We start from the raw sequence: 8,676 nt of genomic DNA, 5'->3' as shown, positions 1-8,676 counted from the left end.
TTGCGGTCGGGCTGGTGGCCCTGGCCGCCGCCGTTCTTGCCGACGAGCTTGAGCACGTTGGACACGAACTTGTCGACCAGCCCGGAGATCTGCTCACCCAGGTCCGCGCTGTCGCCGCCCCGGTGGGAGCCGCCGCTCTGGTGGGAGCCGCCGCCGGTGCCCTTGCCCGAGCCGCCGTTGGCGCCGACGAGCTTGAGCAGATCGGTCACGTAGCTGTCGACCAGCTCGCTGATCTTGCTTGCCAGGCCGTGCGAGCCGTTCGGCCGCGCGGAGCCGGTGTGCCCGGTCGACTCGCCGCCGTTGCCGGTGGCGTGGTCCTGCCGCCCGGCGTGCTTGGCCAGCTTGCCCAGCTCGCCGATCAGGTCGTGGGTGAACTCCTGTGCCCGACCGAAGATCTTCTTGAGTTGTGTGTTGTCGAGCTTGGTCTGCGACGCCCGCGCCAGTGCCGGGGAGGCGGAGCCCTGCTCGCTGTTCTGGTTCTGGTGCCGTGCCTGGTGGTGTGCGCGGCCGGCCGGTGGGCCTCGGGCGGCCTGGGTGGCGGGCTTGCGGCCGGCCAGCGCGTGCGAGTCGTCGGCGCATTCGGGCCCGCTGGTGCACTCGGGCCGGGTCGAGTCGCGGTCCCCGGTAAGGCCGGGGCCGGTGTTGGTCTGGTGGGCCTGCTTGGTCGCGCGCTCGGTCATCCCCGACCGCGACGGGGTCGCGGGGGCGTTTCCGGTGCCGGCGGCGCCGCTGTTCTGGTTGAGCTTGCTGGCCTGCCCGAGCGCTTCGGACACCTCGTCGGCGACCTGGGACAGGCCCCGGCGGGTCCGGTCTCCGGCGGACTTGCCGGCCACGGCGGACACGATGTCGGACGCCAGGTCCACGGCGCCGCCCATCAACTGGTCGACCTGCCGCTTGCCCGGAGCGGTCGGCCGCGACGGCGAGCCCTGCGACGGCGAGCCCTGGCACGCCAGCCCACAGCTCACATGACCGCGCGGCAGGTCGGACATCGCGGTCGAGATCGATGTCGACGCTTGGTTGGCCGCGGCGCGCGCCTCGGTGCGGGCCTGAGTGAGCGCGGTGGTCACGGTGTCGCTCACCGTGTCGCTGACCGCTTCGGTCGCCGGCCGGGCACTTGTCGGCTCCGGCGTCGACTTCGTCGCCGCACCGCCACTCGAAGCGGCGGTACCACTCGAACCGCCACCGGTCCGCGCCTGAGCGAGCCGGTCCAACAGGCCGAGGAGGAAGTCGCCCACCGAGCCGCTCTGCCCGCTCGCCGGCGTCGCGCGCTCGGGCTGGGACGCCGACCGCGCGGTCGGCGTCTCGGCGGAGCCCGTCCGCTGCCCGGCGCCGGCCGCCCCGCGCGCCAACCCGGCCACCCCGAAGTCCAGGGTGGCGGAGTAGTCGGTGCCCTCGGCGGACACCGCGCCGGAGACAGAGCCGGACGAGCTCGGCGTCATCTGGTGGCCGCCACGGTGCGAACTCGATACCGGAATCGCGCCACTCGCGCCGGGCTGGGTGTCACCGAACCCGCCCCACCGCGGCGCCGACAATCCCGCATTTTCATCCGAGTCGTCGGAATCCTGACCGAAGAAACTCACCAATTCGACGCCGGCCGCATCGACGACCCGACCGCCGCCGGGTGCCGATGCCGAGTTGGCCGGAGAGTCGGCCTGTCCGGAATTCCCGCCGCCGGTCGAGAGGAACGCGACGGCCATCCACACCATCGCGGCGCCGAGCAGAACCTTGCCGAACGACAGCGACATCAACCCAGACGTCAGCGCGCGCACGCACAGCCACACGACGGCGCGCGTGCGCCGCCGGCCGGCTGAGGTTGCGGGAGACATCTGAACGTCGACTCCAAGCTGGGGTTCGGCACTGCCACGAACTGGCACGAACGGACGGAGTGATCGGAACCAACCGCGGGGGCCGTCACACGGAGGAACATCCTCAGACTCCCGAGAGCGGGAGAAACCGAGTATCGATCTGTCTCAGCACCCACGCGACAACCCGGGCAGGTTTGGCTGAGAGACGGTCAGGTGCCGACACGGTGCAAACCACGCGAAGGCACATCACCCAGAGCCGAGGCTCCAAGTCTGACCGCTTGTGCCCGCCAAAGATACCCAGGCGAGCCTTCCCTCCCACTTCTCTCCCGCTTCGGTCTGGCTTCGGCGCCACCGCCGGCCCAGCGCCGGCGCTCCGGGCAAGCGAGCTCCTCGGGGCGAGAGGGACCGCGAACCAGACCACATTCGCGGCGGCGACCGAAATGGAGAGGAAAGGCGGCGGTACGCGCCTCGGTTGGCGTGGTCTTTCCGTGTCCGGAAGCGTTGTGCGTCTAGCCCTTCTGCTCGCCACATCCGAGCGGGCCGTCCGGCGATCACCCAACGCTGGGGCCGTCGCCTTCGACCGCGCCCGGATCCGCCGGGTAATGGCCACGCCGAGTGGTAACGCCCGCGGCCGAGATGGCCTCGCCCATGCGATGCGGGCTCTTGTCCTGCCGATCGGCGAGCAGCCACGACCCCGGCCGTTGCGTCCCTCCCGGGGCGACGGAAGCCAGCGAGAACCACACCGGAAGAGGTGTCCTTGACTTTAGGTTGCCATAGCAAGATTTAAATTTGATGAAGATCTTGATTGAAGGTTGAGCCACCGGCTTCCACGCGCTAGAGGCCACATGCTCCTCGTGCCGGACCCGACGCGCCGCACGGCGCGGTATCGCTGGCATCGCGCCGTGGTGCGGCCCGGCCGACCGAAACGACATGTACCCGTCGCGGGGTGGCGGAAGCCGCCGTGGGCGCGGCCACGACACCAGGAGGAACTGGACTCGGATGCGAGTGCTACTGGTCGGAGATGATCTTCGGATGGCTCAGGCGCTCACCAGGTCGTTCGCCCGGCACGAGATCCGGACCAGCCACGTCTTCTCCCCACAACAGGGCATGGCGGCCCTCAACGAGGCCGACCTGGTGCTCCTGGACCTGGCGCTGCCCGACATCGACGGGTTGGAGGTCTGCCGGCAGATCCGTGCGACCCGGAACCTCCCCGTGATCATCATCTCGGGGCGGGCGGAGGTCGGCCATCGCATCCTGGGTTTGCGTGCGGGTGCCGACGACTACCTGGCCAAGCCGGTGGACGCCGAGGAGCTGATCGCTCGGATGCATGCGGCGCGGCGCAGGTTGATCAACGAAGTAATGCCCGGGAAGGTCTTCTTCCAGGACGTCGTGGTGGATCTCTGCCGGCGCAGCGTCACCGTCGGTGGCACGGAGGTGCGCCTGTCCCGCAAGGAGTTCGAGATCCTCGCGCTGATCTCGGTGAACGCGAACGAGGTCTGCACCCGAGAGATGTTGGCCCTCAGGCTGTGGAACAGGCCATGGAGCGCGGCGGGCAACACCGTGGCCGTGCACATCTCGACGTTGCGGGCCAAGATCGGCCGCCCGACGTTGATCGAGACCGTCCGGGGGGTGGGCTATCGGCTGGCGGCGGCGGCGGCGGTCGAGTAGGCCGGCGTCGGAGTGCCCGTGCGCCGGGAAATATAACGAGGCACGCGGCGTGTCGCCAATATCAGCTAAATCAAACCGCGGCAAGATGCGCGTCGGAACTGACAGTCGCCAGTTGCGAGCCATGATGAGGTAAGTGGACATGATCCGGAAGTCACACAAGGGCCCACGGCTCTTGCTCAACGTCTACCTGCCAGGCCTGGTGGTCCAACGGATCGACCAGGACGCGCGGCGTTGCGGGGCCTCGTCACGAAGCCAGCTCCTCGCCGACCGCCTGTCGGCGTTCTACGGGCGAAGTGACCTGGTGCGCGAGCTGGACCGAGAGCAGCTCGAGCTCGGCACCCCCACCGACGGCACACCCGCGCCCGAGGAGCATGAGGAGCTCGAGGTGACTTTCCGGGTGCCCAGCGCGGTGGGAAATCTCATCGACCAGGATGCTCAACGCAACGGCAACCTGACCAGGCGCAGCCACATGGCTCGGGTGCTGGTGAGCATGTACTACCCCGAAGGCGCCCCTGAGCGGCCCAGAGAGGAGCAGCTGGAGTTGTCCGTCCGGTCTCGGCGCGAGCCGGCCGCCTAGCGAAACGCCTGCGCCACCACAACTGCACATGGGCTGACAGAGCACAGTCTTCATCAAGACGACTAAGGCCCGCCCCTCAGCACGAGAGGCGGGCCTCACATCGAGGACACCGGAGTTGCAGCTCCGGGTGCCCAGCCCCCTTCCGAGAAAGGAGGCGCACGCTTGCGGGCGCGCTCCCATGATAGCGCGCGTCTTAAGAATCGCACCGTCGACACGGTCGGAATTTCTCCCACTTGGGTGAGTACGCGGCGTCACCGCGGGTTCACCCCGTGCTCGCCGACCGTTGATGGATCGAGATCACGGCCCTCGCCAGGCACTCGGTCCTCGGTCGCCGGCTCGCGGTCACAGGTCGCGCCGCACACATCCATCCAGGCCACGAGGCGGTCGCGGGCGGTCGCGCCATGACCGCCGCGATCGCCGCGCCCCGGTCGCGTTCGACCGGCTCACGCCCGGACTGCGTGGCCTGCGCCCGTCCGTACGGGCGTCGGCGGGCGCCGCTGGTCGTCGGTGACGGGCTGCTCGGTTGCGACGACCTCATGGTGTGCGACCAGTGCTGGCACCTCGCCGGCGGGGCGGCCGCGGTGCGGTCCAGGCTCTCCCCCGGCCGCGAGCGGGGCGGGCGGCTGGAGCCGCTGCTGGTGTTCGACCCGGCGGTCGATGCGCTGTTCAGCGGCACGGGCGAGTACGACTCGCTGCATCCGAGCGACCGGTTGCTGGTCGAGTCGGGGGTGCGCTGGGTGGTGCTACGGCACATCGCGGTGCCGGCCAGGGTCGAGCTGGCCCGCCGGGTGCTCGACCGGGCCGCGCCGCCGGGTACCCGCGCCGCGGATTCGCCGGAGGAGTGGATCGAGGCCGTCGAGGCCCGCATTCGTGAACAGGCCGGGACCGAGTTCAAGTACACCGCCAAACGGCGTCGCTGGTGGCGGATCAGCTCGGTGTTCCGCCACTGCGCCGACCGGGACCGCCGCCCGCTGACCTGGGTGACCCAGGAGGAGATCGCCGCCGCGGTCGGCTGCAGCACCCGCACGGTGCGTCGCTGCGTGGCCTGGCTCCAACAGCAGGGCCTGCTGTTCGAGGTCGTCCCCGGCTGCCAGTTACCCCAGCAGGCCGCGCCCGACGACGAGACCACGGCCGAACGCGAGCGGCGCCACCTCCGGGAGCTCGACGCGGTCCGCGCCGAGGAGGCCGCGATCGCCCGCGCGCGCGCCGAGCTGGACGCGGTTCGGGCCGGCGACCGGGACGACCCGCCCGACGACGCACCCGACGTGGTGACCGCCCAGCAGGCCCTGCCCCTCGATGTCCCGGTCTCGGCGGAGGCCGACGGGACACCGGAGGAGCGGCCCCTGGTGCGGCTCGCTCCGGTCTACGAGCTGCGGCTGTCCGTGGACCCGGCCGAGGCCATCCCTGTGACCAGCGTTGATGCCGTCGGTTCGGGGCACGTCGACGAAATTGGCCATCCCCCCTTGGTGTCTTACCCTGATCAACTTAAGTCCAGTGACGTACACCCTGTGGACAACAGACGCGCTCCGCGCGGCCCAGACCAAAGGGTCTGCCCGCCCCATCAATCCGAGGCGGTGCGCGCCGCTCACTGGCTGCTGCACTCCCGACTGGACCCTCGGATCTGTGACGGGGTGTCGCTGCGCTGGCTGGCCGCGCAGATCCGAGGCTCACACCTACTCGACCGGCACGAATGGACCTGGGACGACCTCGCCGACCAACTCCACGGCTACCCCGAATACACCCACCTCCCCCGTTACGTCCGCGACTGCCGCGCCTGGATCCGCGCCCGCATCACCCGCGCCACCCCCACCCTCTCCCCCACCAAACTGCGCATCATCCACCACATCGAACGCCGCAGCCCGGCCCTGCGCCGCAGCCGACAAGCCGAAGCCGAACACGCCCGCCGCGCCGACATCGCCAGGCGCCGGGCGGCCATCGGCGCCTGCGACCTCTGCGACGAACAAGGCTGGCTACACGTGCCCGCCGACACCCCGACGGCCCGCTGCAACCACGACCCGTCGACCGGCGGCTGGTGAGGGTGCGGGCTGAGGACCCGGGGCCGATCCCGGGTGAGGTTCAGGGTGTCCCCCGGATTCGCTCGGGCTCTGGCGTTGGGAGTCTTGGCCGAGGCGGTTCGCTTCGGGGGTGTGATGAGGGCTTCTCGACGTCGGTTCGGCACGTTTGCGGCGGTCATGGTGGGCTCCATCGCGGTCGGGCTGGACGCGGCCGGGTGCGCTTCGTCGGGTTCGGAGTCATCGGCGGTCCGCGCGCTGCGGATTGATACCAAGATCGGCGTTTTCGACGCGATCGCGGGCGGGCCGCCTTCGGGCCGGCCGGTTCTGCTGCTGCATGGCTTCCCCGAATGTGGGCTGGAGTGGGAGAGCCAGGTGGCCGCCCTCGGCGCGGCGGGCTATTTCGCTGTCGCGCCGGACCAGCGCGGCTACTCGCCGGGGGTACGCCCGTCCCAGGTCGCCGACTACCACCTCGACCACGCCGCCCTTGACGTGGGCCTCATCGCCGATCGGCTTGGCTGGGATCGGTTCGACCTGGTGGGCCATGACTGGGGCGCCGCCGTTGCCTGGATCGCCTCGGCCCGATACGGCTCGAGGGTGCGGACCCTGACAGCCGTCTCCGTGCCCCACCTAGGCGCGTTCGCCGAGGCGCTACGCACCGATCCGGCCCAGCAAGCGGCCTCCCGATACATGGACCGTTTCCGCCGGCCGGCGCCGATCCCCGAGAACGAAATCCTGTCCGCCGGCCCACCGGCGCTGCGCGGGGTCTCTCCGGCCCGCAGCGCGGAGTACTTCCGGCGGATGTCCGAACCCGGCGCGCTGACCGCGGCCTTGCACTGGTACCGGGCCAACAACTTCGAAGGCTACGACCAGCCGGTCACGGCACCAACGCTGTTCCTGGCGACAACCAACGACCCCATGGTCGCGGCGGGCGCGGTACGGTCCACGGCCCGCTGGGTGACCGGTCCATACCGACTGGAAGTGCTCGCCGGCGTGGGGCACAACGTGCCCGAAGAGGCTGCCGAGCGAACAACCGCACTGCTCCTGGAGCACCTGGCGGGCCACCTAGGGTAAAAGTCCGGCTGGAGTACTAGTTCTCGTCCGGCGAGTAGACCGGGACCAACGCGCTCAGCCTGGACGGACGCCGAGACGGCCAGTGCTCAAGGAGTTGCGCAAGCACCACCTGACCAAGGGGCTGGACTCGCGCCCACTGCCCGGCCAGTCCAGCCGCTACCTCCATCAACCCGATGGCGTCGTTCCACTGCTCGAGGTCCACAGCGGCCGCCGCAAGGTGCAGCCGATGCCCCGCCTCCCAGAACGCGGGCACGGATCCGCTGGCCGGCGGAACGCGCCGCGACAACGCGATCGCACGGTCCGGCTCACCAGCGCGCACCGCTTGGTCAACCGCCTGCATACCCGCCACCCGAGGCCCGAACACCCCCGCTTCCCCGGTCCGGTCATGGCCATCCCTCACAGCGGCGGCAGCGGCCACCCGCAGCAACTCATCGGCCCGGTCCGGGTTGCCACCGCGAGCGGCGGCGCTGGCCGCGTTGAACAGCAACGACCCGAACACCCCTACCTGGTCAGGGTCCGGGGCGGCCAGCAGACCCGGGTCAAGACGTTGAGCGGCGCGCACCGCGATGCGTTCCGCCTCGGCGTAGTCACCACGCCGAACCAGCGTCCACGCCAGGTACCGCAGCGCCGCCGCCTCGTCCAGCTCCGGCCGCGACGTGCGCGACGCAACCTGCAGCGCCCGGTGCGCGGCGTGCGCGGCAAGGTCGGTGAGGTCCAACCGCCCGGCGAGCCCCGCCGCCAATCGGTACGAGGTCGCCAGCAACCCGGCGGCGTGCGCCGAGTCGTCGCCTTCGGTGGCATGAACGGCGCGACGGGTGTCGACCATCAGCGCCGGTAGCCCGGCCAGCATCTCCGTGTGCCGCCCGGCCAGGTAGTCCGCCCACGCGGCGCCGGTCGCCTCGGCAAGCCGCTCCAAAGGAAGCACATCGGCCGGTTCGGCGAAGTCCGGCAAGTCGAGCGCGTGCACAGCGCGCCGGAGCTGGTCCGCGCCTCGAGCGTCACGCTCAGCGGCACGCATGCCCAACAGCTCGGCGGCGGGAACGCTCAAGGCACCGGACAAGGCGGTCAGGGTGCTGCCCCTGATCGCCCTGCGCGCGCCCCGTTCCAACCGGCTGATCGTGTCCACGGACACCCCGGATACGTGCCCGAGCTCTTCCTGGGTAAGTCCCTTCGACCCGCGCAGCCGAGCCAAGTTCTCGCCCAAATGATCCAGCACGGTCCATACACCTCGCCGTCTCACAACCGGCCAACTCGGCGTTCAACGCCTAGTTCCCACCGAAGCTACGCCCCAATGCCGGGCTCACGCTGTCGATCTTTGCAATGGACACGGACACACTGGCCGACGTGCGCGATATCGAGCGCGGCGCGCTGCGCGGGAACACCAACCGGGGGCCTTGCCATGGCTAGCCCCGAACCGACCCCACCCCAGACCGAGGCGCTGACGTTCGGCCTGTTGCTGGACATGACCGACTACCACGTCCACGCCGTGTACGACCCCGAGGACCCGCTGCCGGTCGCGGTGTGTGGCGTGCACGTCCTG

The 8,676-nt window shown here is 70.4% G+C and carries 6 protein-coding genes; 4 read left to right on the top strand and 2 right to left on the bottom strand.

Going from position 1 to position 8,676, the window contains the following annotated elements:
• On the bottom strand, window positions 1-1,439 hold a 1,439-nt coding region (locus N912_RS0147710), incomplete at its 3' end, for a hypothetical protein (protein WP_028927972.1).
• A gap of 1,365 nt (window positions 1,440-2,804) precedes the next feature.
• Here N912_RS0147710 and N912_RS0147705 point away from each other — a divergent pair.
• The 4 genes from N912_RS0147705 (at window position 2,805) to N912_RS0147690 (ending at window position 7,136) form a co-directional block, all read left to right on the top strand.
• A complete protein-coding gene (locus N912_RS0147705) occupies window positions 2,805-3,473 on the top strand; it encodes a response regulator transcription factor (RefSeq protein ID WP_028927971.1) in 669 nt (222 codons plus the stop codon).
• A gap of 139 nt (window positions 3,474-3,612) precedes the next feature.
• Window positions 3,613-4,050, top strand: a complete 438-nt coding sequence (locus tag N912_RS0147700; RefSeq protein ID WP_156994459.1) for a hypothetical protein — start codon at window positions 3,613-3,615, stop codon at window positions 4,048-4,050.
• A gap of 401 nt (window positions 4,051-4,451) precedes the next feature.
• Window positions 4,452-6,086, top strand: coding sequence for a helix-turn-helix domain-containing protein (locus N912_RS0147695; RefSeq protein WP_028927969.1), 1,635 nt, complete (start codon window positions 4,452-4,454; stop codon window positions 6,084-6,086).
• An 84-nt stretch (window positions 6,087-6,170) separates the two neighbouring features.
• Window positions 6,171-7,136: an alpha/beta fold hydrolase gene (locus N912_RS0147690; RefSeq protein ID WP_245645964.1), complete on the top strand. Its 966-nt coding sequence runs from the start codon at window positions 6,171-6,173 to the stop codon at window positions 7,134-7,136.
• Window positions 7,137-7,152: 16 nt separating this feature from the next.
• On the opposite strand, the gene N912_RS59515 is transcribed toward N912_RS0147690, so the two are convergent.
• Window positions 7,153-8,352, bottom strand: coding sequence for a helix-turn-helix domain-containing protein (locus N912_RS59515; protein ID WP_037070410.1), 1,200 nt, complete (start codon window positions 8,350-8,352; stop codon window positions 7,153-7,155).
• Window positions 8,353-8,676 lie beyond the last annotated feature (324 nt).

It is taken from the genome of Actinospineispora acaciae DSM 45401 (genome assembly GCF_000620785.1).
GTDB lineage: Bacteria > Actinomycetota > Actinomycetes > Mycobacteriales > Pseudonocardiaceae > Pseudonocardia > Pseudonocardia acaciae.
Note: the sequence above shows the minus strand (reverse complement) of the source record. Positions and strands in the feature narration are given on the sequence as shown.

Coding starts and splice junctions, on each gene's coding strand:
- N912_RS0147705 (WP_028927971.1), top strand. CDS start 2,805: ATGCGAGTGCTACTGGTCGGAGATGATCTTCGGATGGCTCAGGCGCTC.
- N912_RS0147700 (WP_156994459.1), top strand. CDS start 3,613: ATGATCCGGAAGTCACACAAGGGCCCACGGCTCTTGCTCAACGTCTAC.
- N912_RS0147695 (WP_028927969.1), top strand. CDS start 4,452: ATGACCGCCGCGATCGCCGCGCCCCGGTCGCGTTCGACCGGCTCACGC.